The organism is Tepidimonas sp. HKU77 (assembly GCF_049728535.1).
Lineage (GTDB): Bacteria > Pseudomonadota > Gammaproteobacteria > Burkholderiales > Burkholderiaceae_C > Tepidimonas.
This window is the reverse complement of record NZ_CP187300.1, coordinates 2,224,023-2,242,777: the sequence shown is the minus strand read 5'-3', so window position 1 is coordinate 2,242,777 and position 18,755 is coordinate 2,224,023. Positions and strand designations below refer to the sequence as shown.

16 protein-coding genes and 1 pseudogene are annotated in these 18,755 nt (G+C 67.8%); 4 read left to right on the top strand and 13 right to left on the bottom strand.

Translation table 11 applies throughout. From position 1 onward, the window contains the following. Genes ACPP3B_RS10835 through ACPP3B_RS10825 form a run of 3 tightly spaced genes read right to left on the bottom strand, consistent with a single transcriptional unit; the run spans window position 1 to window position 4,218 of the window. On the bottom strand, window positions 1–2,418 hold the full coding sequence (locus ACPP3B_RS10835; protein ID WP_424858980.1) for a UvrD-helicase domain-containing protein: 2,418 nt from the start codon (window positions 2,416–2,418) through the stop codon (window positions 1–3). 22 nt (window positions 2,419–2,440) lie between these two features. Further along, window positions 2,441–3,349: an OmpA family protein gene (locus ACPP3B_RS10830; protein ID WP_299019471.1), complete on the bottom strand. Its 909-nt coding sequence runs from the start codon at window positions 3,347–3,349 to the stop codon at window positions 2,441–2,443. Beyond that, entirely contained in the window at window positions 3,346–4,218 is an 873-nt protein-coding gene (locus ACPP3B_RS10825; protein ID WP_424858979.1) for a motility protein A, read from the bottom strand. The genes ACPP3B_RS10830 and ACPP3B_RS10825 overlap by 4 nt, the downstream gene beginning before the upstream one ends. A 307-nt stretch (window positions 4,219–4,525) precedes the next feature. Between ACPP3B_RS10825 and ACPP3B_RS10820 the strand changes: the two are divergent. Beyond that, window positions 4,526–5,497: pseudogene (locus tag ACPP3B_RS10820) on the top strand (GMP reductase); the annotation flags it as partial. Between the two features lie 169 nt (window positions 5,498–5,666). Here the strand turns inward: ACPP3B_RS10820 and ACPP3B_RS10815 are convergent. The 3 genes from ACPP3B_RS10815 to orn all read right to left on the bottom strand — a co-directional run bounded on the left by ACPP3B_RS10815 (window position 5,667) and on the right by orn (window position 8,881). Further along, the gene (locus ACPP3B_RS10815) at window positions 5,667–6,656 is read right to left on the bottom strand and encodes an IS5 family transposase (protein ID WP_066708478.1); all 990 of its coding nucleotides are present in this window, start codon (window positions 6,654–6,656) and stop codon (window positions 5,667–5,669) included. Window positions 6,657–6,753: 97 nt separating this feature from the next. Next, window positions 6,754–8,133 (bottom strand): DEAD/DEAH box helicase, encoded by a 1,380-nt coding sequence (locus ACPP3B_RS10810; protein WP_424858978.1) that lies wholly within the window; start codon window positions 8,131–8,133, stop codon window positions 6,754–6,756. Between the two features lie 145 nt (window positions 8,134–8,278). Next, on the bottom strand, window positions 8,279–8,881 hold the full coding sequence (orn, locus tag ACPP3B_RS10805; protein ID WP_299022854.1) for an oligoribonuclease: 603 nt from the start codon (window positions 8,879–8,881) through the stop codon (window positions 8,279–8,281). 49 nt (window positions 8,882–8,930) lie between these two features. Between orn and ACPP3B_RS10800 the strand changes: the two genes are divergently transcribed. Further along, window positions 8,931–10,217, top strand: coding sequence for a M48 family metallopeptidase (locus tag ACPP3B_RS10800; RefSeq protein ID WP_424858977.1), 1,287 nt, complete (start codon window positions 8,931–8,933; stop codon window positions 10,215–10,217). Then, window positions 10,214–11,164, top strand: coding sequence for a ribosome small subunit-dependent GTPase A (gene rsgA, locus ACPP3B_RS10795; RefSeq protein ID WP_299022848.1), 951 nt, complete (start codon window positions 10,214–10,216; stop codon window positions 11,162–11,164). The genes ACPP3B_RS10800 and rsgA overlap by 4 nt, the downstream gene beginning before the upstream one ends. Window positions 11,165–11,201: 37 nt before the next feature. On the opposite strand, the gene ampE is transcribed toward rsgA, so the two are convergent. Further along, window positions 11,202–12,125: a regulatory signaling modulator protein AmpE gene (ampE, locus tag ACPP3B_RS10790; protein ID WP_299022846.1), complete on the bottom strand. Its 924-nt coding sequence runs from the start codon at window positions 12,123–12,125 to the stop codon at window positions 11,202–11,204. Further along, window positions 12,122–12,847 carry a CoA pyrophosphatase gene (locus ACPP3B_RS10785; RefSeq protein WP_299022842.1) on the bottom strand — a complete coding sequence of 242 codons (726 nt, stop codon included), beginning with the start codon at window positions 12,845–12,847 and terminating at the stop codon, window positions 12,122–12,124. The genes ampE and ACPP3B_RS10785 overlap by 4 nt, the downstream gene beginning before the upstream one ends. 155 nt (window positions 12,848–13,002) lie before the next feature. Here ACPP3B_RS10785 and ACPP3B_RS10780 point away from each other — a divergent pair, with 155 nt between their 5' ends. Further along, complete coding sequence (locus ACPP3B_RS10780) at window positions 13,003–14,307, top strand: Glu/Leu/Phe/Val family dehydrogenase (protein ID WP_424858976.1); 1,305 nt, start codon at window positions 13,003–13,005, stop codon at window positions 14,305–14,307. Window positions 14,308–14,334: 27 nt separating this feature from the next. Here ACPP3B_RS10780 and ACPP3B_RS10775 read toward each other — a convergent pair whose 3' ends face one another. From ACPP3B_RS10775 to ACPP3B_RS10755, 5 genes are read right to left on the bottom strand one after another with little or no spacing between them, the layout of a single operon-like run. Then, window positions 14,335–14,775 (bottom strand): DUF1178 family protein, encoded by a 441-nt coding sequence (locus tag ACPP3B_RS10775; RefSeq protein WP_424858975.1) that lies wholly within the window; start codon window positions 14,773–14,775, stop codon window positions 14,335–14,337. Further along, on the bottom strand, window positions 14,772–15,428 hold the full coding sequence (locus ACPP3B_RS10770; protein ID WP_424858974.1) for an NUDIX domain-containing protein: 657 nt from the start codon (window positions 15,426–15,428) through the stop codon (window positions 14,772–14,774). Before ACPP3B_RS10770 ends, ACPP3B_RS10775 begins: the two co-directional genes overlap by 4 nt. 14 nt (window positions 15,429–15,442) lie before the next feature. Then, entirely contained in the window at window positions 15,443–15,742 is a 300-nt protein-coding gene (locus ACPP3B_RS10765) for a DUF2818 family protein (protein ID WP_424858973.1), read from the bottom strand. A 19-nt stretch (window positions 15,743–15,761) separates the two neighbouring features. After that, window positions 15,762–17,243, bottom strand: coding sequence for an NADH-quinone oxidoreductase subunit NuoN (nuoN, locus tag ACPP3B_RS10760; RefSeq protein WP_299018807.1), 1,482 nt, complete (start codon window positions 17,241–17,243; stop codon window positions 15,762–15,764). Window positions 17,244–17,279: 36 nt separating this feature from the next. Then, complete coding sequence (locus ACPP3B_RS10755) at window positions 17,280–18,755, bottom strand: NADH-quinone oxidoreductase subunit M (RefSeq protein ID WP_424858972.1); 1,476 nt, start codon at window positions 18,753–18,755, stop codon at window positions 17,280–17,282.

The window sequence follows — 18,755 nt, the reverse complement described above, 5'->3', positions numbered from 1 at the left end:
TCACTCGACGGGTGTGAGCTTGGCCACCGCCAGCGCCAGCCATTTGGTGCCGTGGCGGCGAAAGTCCACCTGGGCGCGCGCATCGTTGCCCTGCCCTTCGACGGCCAGCACCCGCCCTTCGCCAAATTTGGTGTGAAACACCGCCATACCGGTACGGATCTCGGCGCCGCTGGCGCTGACCGCGGGGGCGCTGCGCGTCGGCACCGGCACCGCCGCTGGAATGCCCGCCATGCCGGCGGGCCGGTCATCGCCCAGGCCGCTGCGGCCCCAGGCGGGCTGGGCGGACGACGCCCAACCGCCGCCGAACCCGCCAGCGCCGCGCGCACGGGGCGGGCTGAGCCACTGCAGGCTCTCGGCGGGCAGCTCGTCCAGAAAGCGGCTGGGGATGTGGTAGCGCGTCTGCCCGTGCAACAAGCGCGTCTGCGCGTGCGTCAGGTACAGGCGCCGGCGCGCGCGCGTGATGGCCACGTACATCAACCGCCGCTCTTCCTCCAGGCCATCTTGGCTGGATAGGCTGTTTTCGTGCGGGAACAGCCCTTCCTCCAACCCCGTGATGAAGACGCAGTCGAATTCCAACCCTTTGGCCGCGTGCACCGTCATCAGTTGCACCGCCTCTTGTCCGGCTTGCGCCTGGTGCTCGCCCGCCTCTAGCGCGGCGTGGGCCAGAAATGCCGCCAGCGGGCTCAGCGTCTCGCCGGTTTCCGCCTCGACCCCCGATGGAGCGACGGCGGGCACGTCTGGCGCGGACACGGTCTCATCCACCGGCAGCGCCACCGCATCGCGCCCAAACCCTTCTTGGCTGACGAAGCTCTCCGCCGCGTTGACCAGCTCCAGCAGGTTTTCGATGCGCTCGGCTCCCTCGCGCTCGCCGCGGTAGTGGTCGATCAGTCCGCTGCCGTCCAGCACGCCTTCGATGATCTCACGCAACGGGCGGCCGACGCTGCGCTCGCGCATCACATCCAGCCGCGCCACAAATGCCCCCAGCGCTGCCCCGCCGCGCCCGCCGACGGCGGTGACCGCGTCGTGCAGCGAGCAGCCGGCGTCGCGCGCGGCCTGCTGCAACTGCTCCACGGTGCGTGCGCCGATGCCACGCGGCGGAATGTTGACCACGCGCAAAAAGCTGGTGTCATCGTGCGGGTTTTCCAGCAGGCGCAGGTAGGCCAGTGCGTGCTTGATCTCGGCCCGCTCGAAAAAGCGCAGCCCGCCATAGACGCGGTACGCGATGCCAGCGTTGAACAAGGCGCTCTCGAGTGCCCGGCTCTGCGCGTTGCTGCGGTACAGCAGCGCGATCTGGTGCAGCGGCACCCCGTCGCGCCGGTGGAGCTGGCGAATCTCGTCCACCACCCATTGCGCTTCCTCGTGATCGCTGGGCAGCTCGGCCACGCGCAGCCGGTCGCCCTCGCCCTGTTCGGTGCGCAGATTCTTGCCCAACCGCTGGCGGTTGTGGTCGATCAAGTGGTTGGCCGCGTGCAGGATGTGGCCAACGCTGCGATAGTTTTGCTCCAGCTTGATCGGCTCGGCAATGCCGAATTCGCGCACGAAGTCGCTCATGTTGCCCACGCGCGCGCCGCGAAAGGCGTAGATGCTCTGGTCGTCGTCACCCACCGCCATGACCGCGTTGCCGCAAGGCACGAACCGCCCGCCCGACTCGTCGCCCGCCAGCTGCTTGATCCAGGCATACTGCAGCCGGTTGGTGTCCTGAAACTCGTCGATCAGCAGGTGGCGAAAGCGCCGCTGGTAGTGCACGCGCAGCGGCTCGTGATCGCGCAGCAGCTCGTACGAGCGCAGCATCAGCTCGCCGAAGTCCACCACGCCCTCGCGCTGGCACTGCTCCTCGTACTGGCGATAGAGCTCGATCTTGCGCCGCGTGTCCTCGTCACGGGCGGCAAGGTCGCGCGGGCGCAGCCCGTCCTCTTTGGCACCAGCGATGAACCACTGCAGCTCTTTCGGGCGAACGCGTTCTTCGTCGATATTCAGCGCCTTGAGCAGCCGCTTGATGGCGCTGAGCTGATCTTGCGTATCCAAAATCTGAAAGGTGGCTGGCAGCCCGGCGAGCTGGTGGTGCGCCCGCAGCAGCCGGTGGCACAGGCCGTGGAAGGTACCGATCCACATGCCACGCACGTTCAGGGGCAGCAGCGCCGTCAGGCGCGCCAACATCTCCTTGGCCGCTTTGTTGGTAAAGGTGACGGCCAAAATGCCACCGGGCGAGGCCTGGCCCGTGGCCAGCAACCAAGCGATGCGGGTGGTCAACACCCGCGTCTTGCCCGAGCCGGCCCCCGCGAGTACCAGGGCATGCGCCGGCGGCAGGGTGACGGCACGGCGTTGTTCGGGGTTGAGGTCGCGCAGCAACGGATGGTCGGGCGACAACGTGGGCGCCACACCCTCCACCGCACCCGCGCCAGCAAACGAATCGGTCATGCCCGCATTGTAGGCAGCGGTATCAGTTGCGCGGGCGCACCGGCGGCTCGAGCGTGATTTCCACCCGCCGGTTGAGCGCCCGCCCCTGCGGCGTATCGTTGGGCGCCAGTGGTCGCGTATCGGCATAGCCAGTGGCGCGCAGCCGGGTCGGGTTGAGACCGCGCGCCTCCAAGTGGCGCACCACGCTGCTGGCGCGCGCCGCGGACAGCTCCCAGTTGGACGGGAAGCGCGCAGTCTGGATGGGCACGTTGTCGGTATGCCCCTCCACCACGACCGTGTAGTCCGGCAGGCGGTTGAAGGCCGGCAGCAACTGGTCGATCACGGCGAGGCCAGCGGGCGTCAGCACCGCCTCGCCCGAGGCGAACAGCACCTCCGACGGAATGCGAAAACTCACCCCCTCGTCGCGCACCAGGATCTGGATGTCCTGCCCCAGCCCCGACAAGCCCAGCGCCTGCGCCGGGTCGCGCGCGGCCAGCGGATCGGCCGTTGCCGGCACTGCATCGCTCGCGGGTGGCGACTGCCGCTCGGCCGTGTGCGCGCCCGGACCGGGTGTCGGAGAGGGCAATCCCACCGGCGGCACGATGCTACCGCCCCCGCCAGGCAGCGGCTGCCCCACGCTCGGTGCACTGCTGCCCTGTGCCTCGGGCCGCCCCAGCGGGGGCTTGCGGGTGATGGGCTCCGAAAACGCCAGCATCACCACCAGCATCACCAGCAGCAGCGTCATCACGTCCAGATACGTCAGCAGCCAGGTCTCCTCCTCGACCACGGGATCCGGATCGGCATGCCAACGCGAATAGCGGCCTTTTTGCAACGGCGTCGGCCGCTGCGGCACAGGGGCGGACGGCGCTGGCGGCGACGTGGCAGCGGGCGACGCCGCGCGCGCGGCCTGCAGCGCACGCCCCAACGCATCATGCAGCTGGCGCTCGTTCACGCCTGCGTCCCCCCCTTGGAGTCGGGCGGCCGTGGCGCCGCGGAGGCCGCCTTCGGCGCCGGTTTGGGCTCCGTGCGGGTGACCACCGACCTCGGCGCACCGTCGCGGATCTCGTCCTCACGGTGGGCGACGAAGGAGTTGAGCGTCTCGCGCATCAGCGACGGGCTGCGGCGCGCGCACATCATCGAGATGCCCTGCAACACCATGTTCATGAGCACCACGCGCTGCTCGGTGCGGCGCTCGAGCTTGACCGCCACCGGCTTGAACACCAGGTTGGCGAGCAAAATGCCGTAGAACGTCGTCATCAACGCCACTGCCAGGTGGCGACCGATCACCACCAGGTCACCACTGGCCACCACGTCCATCAGGTTGATGAGCCCGACCAGCGTGCCAATCATGCCAAACGCCGGCGCATAGCTGGCCATGACGCGAAAGAGTTGCGCTTCGGCCGCTTCCTTGGCCTTCATGCGCGAGATGCGCCACTGCAGCAAATCCAGAATGTCCTCTTCCGGGATGCGGTCGATGACCAACTGCACCCCGGTGCGCAAAAAGGGATTGGAGATGCGCGGTAATGCCTTTTCCACCAGCACTGGGTCGTCACGCATCCACAGGCGCGAGACGTCGACCAGCTCCTCGATGTCGCGCTCGGTGTAGAGCCGCTCGTTGCGCATCACGGTCTTGATCAGCTTGAAGACGCGCAACACCTCGCCCATGGGATAGCTCAAAAAGGTGGCCGCCATCGTCCCCACGAGCACGATGCCCAGCCCCGGCAGATCGATGAATAACCAGGGGTCGTCAGCCGCAAAAAAGATCAGCACCCCCAGCAAAAGGACGCTGGCGATCATGCCGATCAGGGTGGAAGGGTTCATCCGCGCTCACTCCGAGGGTTCGAGGGCCGCCCGCGCGGCCCGCACCGTGTGGGCTATTGTGCCGCAGGCAGCGAGCGGGGGACCCGCGTGATGCGCGCCACAAACCCGACCACACCGCTACAATGAGCCACCGGGCCCAAATCTTGGAGCCCGGTTTTTTGTGCCTGCCGCCCCGACGGGGCGGCCCAGGACGTGACCGGCTCCCAGTCGAGCGCCAGCAGCCATTGGGCCGCGCACTGCCCCAACGCGCCGCCCTCCGCCGTGGCTCCCACGCGCGGACGACCTCTCTCGTATGGAACCTGTCACCATGGATATCTTCGACTACGACAACATTTTGCTGTTGCCGCGCAAATGCCGCGTGGAAAGCCGCAGCGAGTGCGACACCTCGGTGGAGTTTGGCGGTCGCCGCTTCAAACTGCCGGTGGTGCCCGCCAACATGAAGACGGTCATCGACGAGCGCATCGCCGAATTCCTGGCTGCCCACGGGTATTTCTACGTGATGCACCGCTTCGATCTGGACACGGTGGCGTTTGCGCGCCGCATGCGCGAGCAGGGGCTGTTCGTGTCGATCAGCTCGGGCGTCAAAGCCCCCGACTACGCGGTCATCGACCGCCTGGCGGCCGAGGGCGTGGGGGCGGACTACGTCACCATCGACATCGCGCACGGCCATGCGGACAGCGTGCGCCGCATGATCGAACACATCAAGCGCACGCTGCCGCAGGCGTTCGTGATCGCCGGCAACGTCGGCACCCCCGAGGCCGTGATCGACCTGGAAAACTGGGGCGCCGATGCCACCAAGGTCGGCATCGGCCCTGGCAAAGTGTGCATCACACGGCTCAAGACCGGATTTGGCACCGGCGGCTGGCAGTTGTCGGCGCTCAAGTGGTGCGCACGCGTGGCCACCAAGCCCATCATCGCCGACGGCGGCATCCGCCACCACGGCGACATCGCCAAGAGCGTGCGCTTTGGCGCGGCCATGGTGATGATCGGCAGCTTATTTGCCGGCCACGAGGAATCGCCCGGGCAGACCGTGGAAGTGGACGGCAAGCGCTACAAGGAGTACTACGGCTCGGCCAGCGACTTCAACAAAGGCGAGTACCGGCACGTCGAGGGCAAGCGCATCCTCGAGCCGATCAAGGGGCACTTGGCCGACACGCTGCGCGAGATGCAGGAGGATTTGCAGAGCTCGATCAGCTACGCAGGCGGCCGTATGCTGGCCGACCTGCGCAAAGTGAACTATGTGATCCTGGGCGGTGAAAACGCCGGTGAGCACCTCTTGGGAACCTCTGCACTACCCCGCCCACTCGTTCGTGGCGACGAGTTCAGGGTCAATATCGTTTCGTAGGATGGGATCGAAACAGATGCTGAACGGTTCTTGGGCTCCAGCAAGCCCCTTCGTGGGCCCTCTGCAGCCTCATCCGGCCCCAGTGAGCCCACTGCGGGCGCACTTATCCCGTCGCAGCCAGCAAGGCTTTGCGCGCCAGCCACAGATTGACCAGCGCAAACAGGACGTTGAGCTGCGCGCCGTTCTTGGCCAAGCCTCGATAGGGCGTCTTGCGGTAGCCAAACTGGCATTTGAGTACCCGAAACGGATGCTCACCCTTGGCACGAATGCGCGCCTTGGTGCGTTCCAAGGCATCCATCACCTGGCCAAGAAAAGTGCGCTTGTCCAATGCCCGGCGCTTGCCCGGCCGCATGGCCACGTGCCAAGCGACTTGCTTGCCCTGGTTTTCCGCTCGCTTGTCCACTCCCTGATAGCCCGCATCGGCAAAGACGTCGGTCTCTTGCCCGTGCAAGAGCCGATGCGCCTGCGTCACATCCGAGACGTTGGCAGCGGTGGCCACCACCGTGTGTACCAGCCCTGTCTCGGCGTCGACCCCAACGTGCGCTTTCATGCCGAAGTACCACTGGTTGCCCTTCTTCGTCTGGTGCATCTCAGGGTCGCGCTCACGGCGGGCGTTCTTGGTCGAGCTGGGAGCAGCAATGAGCGTGGCATCCACGATGGTGCCGCTCTTGAGCATGAGGCCACGCTCGGTCAGGATGCGATTGACCGTCTCGAGGATACGCTGGCTCAGGCCGTGTTGCTCCAGCAGGTGGCGAAAGCGCAGGATGGTGCTCTCATCCGGCACGACATCCACCCCCAGGTCCAGACCAACAAAGCTCGCCAGCAGCGGCGTGTCGTACAAGGCTTCCTCCACCGCCGGGTCCGACAGACCAAACCACTGCTGCAAAAAATGAATCCTCAGCAGCTTCTCTACCGCAAAGGGTGGCCGCCCACCCTTGGGACCCGCCTTCGGCGCATACGGCTCGATGAGTGCGACCAACTCTGCCCACGGCACCACACGGTCCATCTGCTCCAAAAACGCACGCTTGCGGGTGCGCTTGGCGCGCAGCTCAAAGCCCGTATACATCGGCGCCTCCAGACTCATCTGCTTCATGTCGCTATTGTCCCATCCCGGCAGTCTGGCAGGAAGGTTTTGCAGACCTTCCCTTGATGTGACACCGACGCCCCGCAGCGCCGTCAGCAGGCGGCCGTCAACGGGCGAAACCGCCACGCGGCGCGTATTCTGCGCGGCGGCTGCCGCGCGGGGCACCGGCACGGCCCCAACCGCCACCGCGGTGGTTGCCTTCCGGGCGCGGGCCGCCCGCGCGGCGCGGCGCCTGCGTGGGCTGCAGGCGCGGCTCCAGCCCAGGGATCGTCTGGGTCGGGATGGGCTGGCGGCTGAAGGCCTCGATGGCGCCGATGCGGCGCCGGTCGCGCGGCTCGGCCATGGTCACGGCCAGCCCTTTACGCCCCGCCCGCCCGGTGCGGCCGATGCGGTGCACGTAGTCTTCGGCCTTCATCGGCAGGCCGTAGTTGAAGACGTGGGTGATGGTGGGCACGTCGATGCCGCGTGCGGCGACGTCAGTGGCGACCAGGATTTGCACCTGCCCCTGGCGCAGCGCTTGCAAGCGGCGGTTGCGCATGCCTTGGCTGAGCGCGCCGTGCAGCGCGACGGCGGCAAAACCCGCTTGCTGCAGGTCTTGCGCCAGTGCATCGCACTCGATCTGCGTGCTGGCAAAGACGATGGCTTGTTCGATGGCCTCGTCGCGCAGCCAGTGATCGAGCACGCGGCGCTTGTGCGTGGGGCTGTCACACCAGTACAGACGCTGTTCGATATTGGCGTGGCGGTCTTGCGCCGACTCCAGCGACACGCGTTGCGGCTCGCGCATGATACGCGCCGCCAGCGCCTGCACGCGCGGGGCGAAAGTGGCGCTGAACATCAGGGTCTGGCGTCGGCCTTCGGTCAGGCGGTGGATGTCGGCCAGATCGTCGGCAAAGCCCAGATCCAGCATGCGATCGGCCTCGTCCAGCACGACGTGCTGCACGGCATCGAGCCGCAGGTGCCCGCTGCGGTGCAGGTCCAGCAACCGGCCCGGTGTGGCCACGACGACGGCGGCACCGCCCAAGCGCTGCAGTTGCACCGGATAGGGCATGCCGCCCACCACGGTGGCCACGCGCAGGCCACGGGTGTGGCGCAGCAAATCGATGGCGTCACCCGCCACTTGTTGCGCCAGCTCGCGGGTGGGGCACAGCACCAGGGCCAGCGGCGCGGCCGGCGCGAAGCGGCCGCGCGCGGCGCGGGGGTTGCCCGAGCGTGCCGGCGCACGCGCCGCCTCGGGGGCGGGCTGGCGACACAGGGCATCGAGCACGGGCAACAGATAAGCGGCCGTCTTGCCGCTGCCCGTCTGGCTGGAGACCATCAGATCGGCGCCGGCGCCATCGCGGCTGAGCGCCAGCGGAATGGCCGCCTGTTGCACAGGGGTGGGCTGGGTAAAGCCGAGTTCGGTGACGGCGCGCAGCAGAGAATCGGCGAGGTCGAGCGCGGCAAAGCCGCCGTCGTGGCTGGCAGCCACGGGGGTCATGGTGTTCATGTGGAGATCCGTTGGGTTGTCATCACATCGACCACCAACGAATCAATCCATCCATGGGACCGGCGAGCAGCAGATGCAACAAAAAACCGGCACCGATGGGTGCCGGATGTCGGTATTATGCCACGAAACGTGGTCGGATGTGCGATCAGGCCGTCAGACGCAAAAAGCGCTCGCGATAGTGCGCCAGTTCATCGATCGACTCGTGCACGTCGGCCAGCGCCGTGTGGCGCTGCTGCTTCTTGAAGGCGTTGTACACCTCGGGGCGCCAGCGCTTGGCCAATTCTTTGAGGGTGCTGACGTCCAGGTTGCGGTAGTGAAAGTACGCCTCCAGCCGCGGCATGTAGCGCACCAAGAAGCGCCGGTCTTGCCCAATGCTGTTGCCGCACATGGGCGAGGCGCCTTTGGGCACGTAGCGGGCGATGAAGTCGAGCAACTGCTGCTCGGCCTCGGCCTCGGTCAGCGTGCTGGCGCGCACCTTGTCGATCAGACCACTGCGCCCGTGGGTGCCTTTGTTCCAAGCATCCATGGCGTCGAGCACGGCGTCGCTTTGGTGGATGACCAGCACCGGCCCCTCGATGCGGGGCTGCAGGTGGGGGCCCGTGATGACGACCGCCACCTCCAGCAGCCGCTCGCGTTCGGGGTCCAGTCCGGTCATCTCGCAGTCGATCCAGACCAGGTTGAGGTCGCTCTTGGGCAACGTCAGCGCTTCGGTGTCGAGCGTTTCGGGCAGGGTGTTGGGCGTCGTCATGCCGCTATTGTCGCCGACATGGGCCCTGGTTATTGGCTAGACTGCGGGCATGAACGCCCCTGCCCTGCCACCCCACCTGCTGTGGACGTGGATCTTCGTCGCCCTGCTGCTGGCGGGCTTGCTGCTGCGCGCCTGGCTGTATGCGCGCCAAATCCGCCACGTGGCGCGCCACCGGCACCAGGTACCGGCGGCTTTTGCCACGCACGTCAGCGCCGAGCAGCATGCGCGCGCGGCGGCTTACACGATCGACAAGACCTGGCTGGCGCTGCTGGAGGCAGCGTGGAATGCCGCCCTGGTCGTGGGCTGGACGCTGCTGGGCGGGCTGGATGCGCTCAACCAATGGCTGCTGGGCTGGCTGGGCGAAGGCATGGGGCAGCAACTGGCGCTGCTGGCGGCGTTTTTTGCCATCGGCGCGCTGCTGGAGCTGCCGTTCGCGTGGTGGCGCACCTTCCGGCTCGAGGCCCGCTACGGCTTCAACCAGACCTCCCTCGGGCTGTGGCTGACGGATGGCCTCAAGGGCGCGCTGGTGGCTGCGGTGCTGGGGCTGCCGATCGCGGCGCTCATCCTGTGGCTGATGGACAGCGCCGGTCCATCGTGGTGGCTGTGGGCGTGGCTGGCCTGGATGGCGTTCAACACGACCCTGCTGCTGGCCTACCCGCGCTGGATCGCGCCGCTGTTCAACCGGTTCGAGCCCCTGGACGACGGCGCCTTGCGGGCGCGTGTCGAAGCGCTGCTGCAGCGCTGCGGTTTTCGCAGCGCAGGGGTTTACGTGATGGACGGCAGCCGCCGCAGCGCGCACGCCAACGCCTATTTCACCGGCTTTGGACCGGCCAAGCGGGTGGTGCTGTTCGATACGCTGCTGCAGCGCCTGGGCGCCGACGCGGTGGAGGCGGTGCTGGCGCACGAGCTAGGACACGCCCACCACCGGCACGTGCTCAAACGCTTGCTGTGGCTCGGCCTGGGCAGCGGTGCGGCGCTGGCCTTGCTGGGGTGGCTGTCGCAGCAACTGTGGTTTTATTTCGGCCTGGGGGTCACGCCCACGCTGACGGGCAGCAACGCGGCGTTGGCCCTGCTGCTGTTTGGCCTGGTGCTGCCGCTGCCAGGCATCTTCGTCGCGCCGCTGTTGAGCCGCGGGTCGCGCCGCGACGAATTTCAAGCCGACGACTATGCCGCCCGCCACGCCAGCGCCGACGCGCTGGCCGATGCGCTGCTGACCCTATACCGCGACAATGCCAGCACGCTCACGCCCGATCCGTGGTTCGTGCGGTTCTTTTATACACACCCGCCGGCGGCCGACCGACTGGCCCGTCTGCGCCCCGAACCGAGCCCCGCATGAGCCGCCGATCCCGCCCTCCCAGCGACGCGCCGGCGGTGCCGCGCGACGGTCTCGTGGTCGCCAGTTTTGGCCGCCATCTGCTGGTCGAAGCGCCGGGTGGTGAGCGTACCCGCTGTCACCCGCGTGGCAAGCGCCTGGAGGCCGTGGTCGGCGACCGGGTGCAATGGTCGGCCTCGGGCGACGAGGGCGTCATCGAGGCGGTGCTGCCGCGGCGCAACGTGCTGTTTCGCCAGGACGACGTGCGCACCAAGATGTTGGCCGCCAACCTCGATCGGGTGTTGATCCTGCTCGCGGCCGAGCCCGTCTTCTCGGAGGGGCACCTGGCGCGGGCGTTGATCGCGGCGCGGCACGCGGGCATCGAGCCGCTGATCGGCCTCAACAAGCGCGATGTGCAGCCCGCGTTCGACGAGGCCTGGGCACGACTGGCCCCCTACCGCGCGATGGGCGAGACGGTGCTGCCACTGCAGCTGCACGCCGCCGATGGCGCGGCGATGGACACTGGGCTGGCCGCGCTGCTCGAGGTTCTGCAGGAGCACGTGACGTTGGTCATGGGCGCCTCTGGCGTGGGCAAAAGCACGCTGGTCAACCGGCTGGTCCCCCACGCCCAGGCCGAGACGCAAGCGATCTCTCGCGCGCTGGGCACAGGACGGCACACCACCACCCGCACCACCTGGTATTGGCTGTCTGAGGCGCGGGACGGCGCCTTGATCGACTCGCCCGGGTTTCATGCCTTCGGGCTGCACCACATCGCCCCCGAGGCGTTGGCGCCGCTGATGCCCGATCTCGCCCCCTTCTTGGGGCAGTGCCGGTTTCACAATTGCACGCACCGACGCGAACCGGGTTGCGCGGTGCAGGCGGCCGTCGCCCCCCAGGGGCCGATCGCGCCACAGCGCTGGCGGCTGTACGTCGAGCTGTACGAGGAGTTGCTGGCTGCGCGTTCGCACTGACCCGCCCACCGCGGGCGTCGCCGGTGCGCGGCGTGGGTCAAAATATTCGCGCCAGCAGTGCCAGCCCCAGCAGCATCAGCCACAGCACGACGCTGCGCCACAGCAGCCCGACCACGCTCGACAGGTGCGCCAGCTGCGGCGTCGGCAACACCGACAGCCCCCCCTCATCGGGGGCAGCGCTGCGGCACAGGCGCACCTGGAGCGCGCCTTCGGCCACCGACAGCAGCAGCTCGTCGCTGGGTTCGTGCCAGGGGCGCTGGTGCTGGCGCCAGCGCTCCAGCGCATCCTCGAAATGCCCAACCATGGCAAAACCCAGCACCGTCAGGCGCGCCGGCAACGCGTCGATCCAGCACCAGGCCCGCTGGGCCAACCGCGCCACGGGCTCACTCACGGGCGTGGCCGCCGAGGGCTGCGTCCACACCTGTGCCAGCCAGGCCGCCAGCCGGTACGCCACGGCACCCGCGGGTCCCAGCCCCAGTGCGGCCCCCAGCACGAACCACACGAACACCCCCAGCACATGCCGGTGCGACGCGATGATGGCGTGGGCGATGACGCGGCGCAGCAGCTCCTCGCGCGGCCAGTCGACCGCCGTCGTCCCCTGCCATTGCGCAAACAGGGCGCGCGCCGCAGCCTCGTCGCCCGACTCGAGGGCGGTGCGAATCGCGGTGAAATGGTGGCTGAACTGCCGAAAGCCCAGCGTCACGTACAGCAACGCCACGGTCCAGGCAAACGCCAGCAACCCATGCGCCTGCGCCAATGCAGCGTAGATGAGCGCGGCGAGCCCGGTCGGCACCCCGAGGGCCACGCCCCACACCAGCCAGCCGTGCACGGCGTGCCCGGCGTCCAACTGGCGCTGCACCCAAGCCGCCCAACCGGCGATCGCGGGCTGCCACGGCGGGGTCGGCCCAGGGCGCCGCGCCTGGTCGAGCACGAGCGCGAACAACACGGCAAAAAACGTCATGCGCGCATCATAGCGGCCGTGGCGGCCTGCAAAAAGCGATACAGGTTGCGCAACATCCCCGCCGTCGCCCCCCAGATGAAGCGCTCGCCGGTGGCATCCGCGTACGGCATCGACAGCCAGCGTCGCGTGGCGCCGGCCCACACCCACTCGTGGTGCCGGTGGTGGCGCGGATCCATCAGGTAGTCCAGCGGCACCTCGAAGGCGTCGGCGACCTCGTGCGGGTTGGGCCGCCACGGCCCCTGCGGATGCACGAGCGCCACCACCGGCGTGACGTCGAAACCGGAGCCCGTCGCATACACGGGCAGCGCGCCCAGGGGCTCGACCCACGCGGGCGCGACGCCCACTTCCTCCTGCGCCTCGCGCAGTGCGCACCGCACGGGGTCGCCCGCGTCGTCGGCGTCGAGCTTGCCACCCGGAAACGCCACCTGCCCGGCGTGGGTGGGCAGGTGCGCGGTGCGCTGCGTCAGCAGCACGGTCGGTCGCGGGCGCCAGACGAGCGGCACGAGCACCGCCGCTGGCTTCGGGGGGCCATCCACCCAACGCGCCTCGGCGCGAATCTCTGGCGTCCAGTCGGGCGGCTGCCGGAACCAGCGGCGCAAGTCATCGGCGGCGAGCCGCTGCACCGGCACCGCGGGCAAATGGGCGTCGCGGGCGACGACGGGCACCTGGCGGGGATCGAACGCGGGCAGGGTCGACACGAGAGGACTCCTTGGGCGCCCCATTGTGCCGCGAACGCAACCGCTCTGCGCCACGGGGTTCGGAATCGCCAGCACGCGCGTTATGCAACTTTTGCATGATGGAATGGAAACCCGGCTTTGGACAAGCAGCGTGCCCGCGTCTATGCTGCACCCCATGTTCGACTCTTTTTTCCGCTGACATGACACAGCACCCAACCACGGCCGCCTCTGGCCACGCCCTGCCCTCGTACCTCGACCCCAACCACTTGGGCCCCTGGGGCATCTTCTTGCAACAAGTCGATCGCGTCACCCCCTACCTGGGCAACCTGGCCCGCTGGGTGGAGACGCTCAAACGCCCCAAGCGCATCCTGGTCGTCGATGTCCCCATCATGATGGACGACGGCACGGTGGCGCACTTCGAGGGCTACCGCGTGCAGCACAACACCTCGCGCGGGCCGGGCAAGGGCGGCGTGCGCTTTCACCAGGACGTGACGCTGTCCGAGGTGATGGCGCTGGCCGCGTGGATGTCGATCAAGAACGCCGCGGTCAACGTGCCGTTCGGCGGTGCCAAAGGAGGTGTGCGCGTCGATCCACGCCGGCTCTCGATGGGGGAGCTCGAGCGCGTCACGCGCCGCTACACGAGCGAAATCGGCCTCATCATCGGCCCCACGAAGGACATCCCGGCGCCCGACGTCAATACCAACGAGCGCGTGATGGCCTGGATGATGGACACCTACTCGATGAACGTGGGGGAAACGGCCACTGGCGTCGTGACGGGCAAGCCGATCAGCCTCGGGGGGTCCCTGGGGCGCCACGAGGCCACCGGCCGCGGCGTCTTCACCGTGGGGGCGGAGGCAGCGCGGCGCATCGGACTCGATCTTGCGGGCGCGCGTGTGGCGGTGCAGGGGTTTGGCAACGTGGGTGGCATCGCCGCCAAGCTTTTTGCCGAGGCCGGCGCGCGCGTGGTGGCAGTGCAGGACCACGCCGGCTGCGTCTACCGCGAGGCCGGCCTGGACATCCCGGCGCTGCTGGCGCACGCCAAGCGCCACGGCAGCGTCGCGGGTTTCGAGGCGGCCGAAGCGATCGAGCGCGACGCCTTCTGGGATGTGCCGTGTGACATTCTGATCCCTGCCGCACTGGAGCAACAGATTACGCGCGCCAACGCGCACCGCATCACGGCGCGCATGGTGATCGAGGGCGCGAACGGCCCGACCACGCCCGAGGCAGACGACATCCTGCGCGAGCGCGGCGTGCTCGTGATTCCGGACGTGGTGGCCAACGCCGGCGGCGTGACGGTGAGCTACTTCGAGTGGGTGCAGGATTTCTCCAGCTTCTTCTGGAGCGAAGAAGAAATCAACCAGCGCCTGGTGGCCATCATGAAGGGGGCGCTGGACGCCGTCTGGCACGTGGCCGACGACAAGGGCGTCAGCTTGCGCACCGCCACCTTTGTCGTGGCGTGCGAGCGCATCCTGCGCGCGCGCGACCTGCGCGGGCTCTATCCTTGAGCGGCTGGCGGCCGCGCCAAGAGCCGCTCATTGCAGCGGCTCTTTGAGCAACGGCACGTCGGGCAGCGGCAGGATGGGCACCCCCTCCTCGACGAGCGCGACGGCCTCGTCCGGCGTGGCCACCCCGCGGATGTTGCGCGCGGGCTCCAGCCCCTGGTGCATGGCGCGGGCGCGTTCCGCAAAGCGTTCGCCCACGTCTTCGCTGTCGCGCACCCACGCCCGCAGCGCTTGCAGCAAGCGTGCTTGTCGTTCGGTCGACGCGTGCTCAGGATCGGGCTGGGCCGCGGGTGGCGGCTCGCTGCGCCGGGTCTGCACGCGAGGCGCACTCAAACGCTTTTCGATGCCCTGGTCGCCACAGACCGGGCATTCGATCAGGCCGCGCTCGCGCTGGGACTGAAAGTCCTCCTCCGAGGCAAACCAACCCTCGAATACATGCCCGTGGGGGCACCCGAGGTCGAGCACTTTCACGGCACCGCCTCCTGCGCGCCGGGCGCCATGGCACGCCACTGCGCCGCCGCACGCCACGCCAAGGGCCAGGCGCCACTGGCGACGTTCTGCCACCACAGCAGCGCCGCCAGGGTTTTGCCGTCGGTCACCTCGCCCGCGCACACCGCCTGCAGCAGCTCGTCGGGCGGCACCGCCAGCACATCGAGCTGCTCTCCGTCATCGAGCGCGCGCTCACCGGCTTGCAGCCGGCGCGCAAACCAGATCTCGATGAACTCGTCCGCATACCCGATCGCGGGGTGCAACACACCCGCGCGCGCCCACTCATCCGCCTGGTAGCCGGTTTCCTCGCGCAACTCACGCTCCGCGCACGCAAAGGCCGATTCGCCCGGGTCGAGCTTGCCGGCCGGAAATTCGATCATCGCCCGCCGCACGGGGTAGCGGTACTGGCGCTCGAGCACCAGGCGCCCATCGTCCAGTACGGGCACCACCATCACCGCGCCCGGGTGCTGGATGTACTCGCGCACCGCGCGGCGCCCATCCGGCAGCGCCACCACATCCCGCCGCAGCGACAGGAAGGATCCGTGCCATACCTGCGCCTCCTCGACCGTGCGTTCGGCCAGATGAGGAGGATGCCGATCGGGCACGAGCGCGGCGCGTGCGGTCGGGTCGTTCATCGGAGCCGCCACGCTCAACGCCGCGCCAGATAACGGTAGACGAAGCCGGGGAAGGCAAAGGTCAGGAACATGGACGCCGTGATGGCGTAAAACTCCCAACCCTGAGGGTAAATCTGGCCGAGATGCTGCTCCAGCGCCAGCGCCAGGCCCCCGACCAGCCCATAGAGCACCACCAGCTCGGCCACCCGTCCCCACAAGGGCTTGGCCCCCCCCCGCGCGGGCAGCAGCGCCAGCCAGCGCTCGTTGATGAACGGCAAGTTGGCGCCCACGAGCGCCAGCGCGATGACCAGCCAAACGGCAGTATCCAGACTCATGCCTGCAGTCTAACCTGCCTCACAAGACCGAGCGCACGGCCTGGACACACAGTGTCATCAGACCGCCAGGCAGCAACCCCAGCAGCAGCACCAAAGCACCATTGACCGACAGCACCGCCCGCACCGGCAGCGGCGCCGCGATGGGCGCGGTTTGCGTGGGCGCATCGAAATACATGACCTTGACGACGCGCAAATAGTAGAACGCCCCGACCAGCGACGCGAGCACCGCAAACACCGCCAACCCGACGTAGACCCCGCCGCCCGCAGCCAACAAGGCCTGCAACACCGCCAACTTGGCGTAGAAGCCGACCAGCGGTGGCACACCGGCGAGCGAGAACATGCACGCAGCCAACACCCCGGCGTAGAGCGGGCTGCGTTGGTTCAGGCCCGCGAAGTCCTCGATCTCCTCCGACTCGAAGCCTTCGCGCGCCAGCAGCAGCATCACACCGAACGTGGCCAGCGTCGTCAGCACATAGGTGACGACGTAGAACATCGCCGCGCCGTAGGCGTCGCCCATGCCCGATGCGTCGCCGCCGACCACGCCGCCCACCAGTGCCAGCAGCATGAAGCCCATCTGCGCGATGGTGGAAAACGCCAGCATGCGCTTGAAGTTGCGCTGCGCCACCGCGGCCAGGTTGCCCACCAGCAGCGACGCCACCGCCAGCACCGCCAGCATCTGCTGCCAGTCGGCCGCCACGGCGGGCATCGCCTCGGCCAGCAGCCGCACGACGATGGCGAACGCGGCCAGCTTCGGCGCGCTACCAATCAACAGCGTGATGGCCGTGGGGGCGCCGTGATAGATATCCGGCACCCACATGTGGAACGGCACCACGCCCAGCTTGAACGCCAGCCCCGCGACCACGAACACGACCCCCAACATCAGCACCGACGGCTGCGCCACCCCGGCCTGAACGGCGTGCGCGACCTGCGTCACCCCCAGGCTGCCCGTGGCGCCGTAGACCAGCGACAGACCATAGAGCAGAAAACCGCTGGCCAGCGCACCGAGCACGAAGTACTTCATCGCCGCCTCGGTGGCGCGCACGTCGTCACGCCGCAGCGCCACCAGGGCGTAGCTGGACAACGTCAGCAGCTCCAACCCCAGGTAGATGACCAGGAAGTGGTGGCCCGAGATCATGATGAACATGCCCAGCAGCGCAAACAGCGACAGCGTAAACAGCTCGCCGCCGCGCAGCATGTCGCGCGCACCGGCGTAGGGACGCGCGTACACCAGCGTCACCATGAGCGCCACGGTCGCGAAACACTTGAGCCAGGCGCCCATCGGGTCGCTCACGATCATGCCCCCGAAGCCGACCAGGGTCTGGCCGCTGAGCGCCAGGTACGCTTCCAGCCCCGCCACGACCGCCAGCGTCAACTGGGTCAAGCGATAGGTGGAGTCGCGCAACGGGGTGTCGACGAACAGGTCGAAAAGGGCGATCACGCACGCCATGGCGAGCAGCAACAGCTCGGGGGTGGCCGTGGCCCAGCTAACGGCATCAATCATGTGACGAACGCTTTCTGTAACAAATAGGCCGACACGTCAACCCAGTTTGGAGACCTTGACGTGCTGCAGCAACTGCTGCACCGCCGGATCCATGACGTCGGTGAACGGTTTCGGGTGAATGCCGAAGTACAGCACCATGACCGCCAGCAACGCCAGCACCAAGAACTCACGCGCGTTGATGTCCTTGAGCGCCTTGACGTGCTCGTGCACCGGCGCACCGAGGTAGACGCGCTTGAACATCCACAGCGAATACGCCGCACCCAGGATGAGCGACGTGGCCGCGAGCAACCCCACCCAGAAGTTGACCTTGACCGCCGCCAGGATCACCATCCATTCGCCGACGAAGCCCGCGGTGCCCGGCAACCCCGCATTGGCCATGACGAACAGCAGCGCGAACGCCCCGAACGCCGGCATGGTGTTGAGCACGCCGCCGTAGTCGCGGATCTCACGCGAGTGCACCCGGTCGTACAGCACGCCGATGCACAGGAACATGGCCGCCGACACGAAACCGTGCGCGATCATCTGCACGATGGCGCCCGAGACGCCCAGGTCGTTGAACAGGAAAAAACCCAGCGTCACGAAGCCCATGTGCGCCACGGACGAATACGCGACCAGCTTTTTCATGTCCTGCTGCACCATGGCCACCAGCCCCACGTAGATCACCGCCACCAGCGACAGCGCGATCATCAGATCGGCCCACTGATGCGAGGCATCGGGCGTGATGGGCAGCGAAAAGCGCAGAAAACCGTACGCGCCCAGCTTGAGCATGATCGCCGCCAGCACCGCCGACCCGCCCGTGGGCGCCTCCACGTGCACATCCGGCAACCAGGTGTGCACCGGCCACATCGGCACCTTGACCGCGAACGCCGCCAAGAAGGCGAAGAACAGCGCCGTTTGCACCTCGGCCGACAGTGGCAGCCGGTACCACGTGGCCAGATCGAAGCTGCCACCGGAAGCGTTGTAGAGGTAGATCAGGGCCACCAGCATCAGCAGCGAGCCCAGCAGCGTGTAGAGGAAGAACTTGAACGCCGCGTAGATCTTGTTCGGGCCACCCCAGATGCCGATGATGATGTACATCGGGATGAGCGTGGCTTCGAAGAAGATGTAGAACAGCATCGCATCGAGCGACGCGAACACACCGATCATCAGCCCGGACAGGATCAGGAACGCGCCCATGTACTGGTTGACGCGCTCGGTGATCACTTCCCAGCCGGCGATCACGACGATGACGGTGATGAACGCCGTCAGCAGGATCAGCCACAGCGAGATCCCATCCACCCCCAGGTGGTAGTGAACGTTGAAGCGTTCGATCCACGGCGCACGCTCGACGAACTGCATCGCCGCCGAGCCGACCTCGAAACCGGTGTAGAGCGGCACCGTCACCGCCAACCCCAACAGCGCGCCAATCAAGGCCACCCAGCGCACCACGGGGGCGTGTTCGTCACGGCCCATCGCGAGCAGCACGACGCCAAAAAGGATCGGCGTCCAAATCGCAAGGCTCAGCAAACCCAT